1 protein-coding gene is annotated in these 720 nt (G+C 34.3%); it reads left to right on the top strand.

From position 1 onward, the window contains the following. Positions 1-556, top strand: a 556-nt coding sequence (locus ACFIO5_RS11760) for a serine aminopeptidase domain-containing protein (RefSeq protein WP_375705508.1), incomplete at its 5' end; no start/stop codon positions are given. Between the last annotated feature and the right edge of the window lie 164 nt (positions 557-720).

Raw genomic sequence — 720 nt, 5'->3', positions numbered from 1 at the left:
TAATTGTCCACCACCTTACTACATGCTAACTTATGGCATGGGGGGACTGATAGCACTTAGCGGATTGGATCTCATTAACCATAAGTTTAATAAAATGCTCTGCATTTCTCCCCTTTTTGCTCCATTTGGCAATAAAACAAATAGCTTTCAACATAAATTAACACAACTTCTTTCTGATATCGGTCTTGGATTTTTACCAGCGAAAGGTGGGGAAAAATTAAAACAAAAAAGTACGCAATTTATGCGCATCAATGAAGCAGCTTTATCCTCTGATTTTCTTATAAAACGTCCGACATCTCGATGGATGGCATCAGTACTCAATGCAATTGATAGCGTGAAAAAAAATATCCTTAATGGGCATTTAGAAATTCCAACATTGTTTATTCTTGCCAACCAAAACAATATAGCCAATAACATTGAAATACGACAATTATGCCAATATACGCATCTGACAGACAGTATTACAATTACAGGTGCCGAACTTGATACCATCATGCATGAAGAAAGTTACCAAAAACAATTTTGGATTGCATTTGATGCATTTATTCGTGGATGAAATGCCCATAAGATCACACCTTTTAACAAGACCGTAATTTAGGACCATAAAGGGAAATAGAAAAATACATGAAAAAAATCTTAAAATAATTAAGCGTTATAAGCCTATTAATTATAAAAAGATGTTATTTAGAGACATGCTCCCTGAACGGCTAAACGAAAAAG

Source organism: Bartonella sp. AA86SXKL (assembly GCF_042196885.1).
The sequence above is the reverse complement of the archived record's forward strand: the minus strand, read 5'-3'. Positions and strand labels throughout refer to the sequence as shown.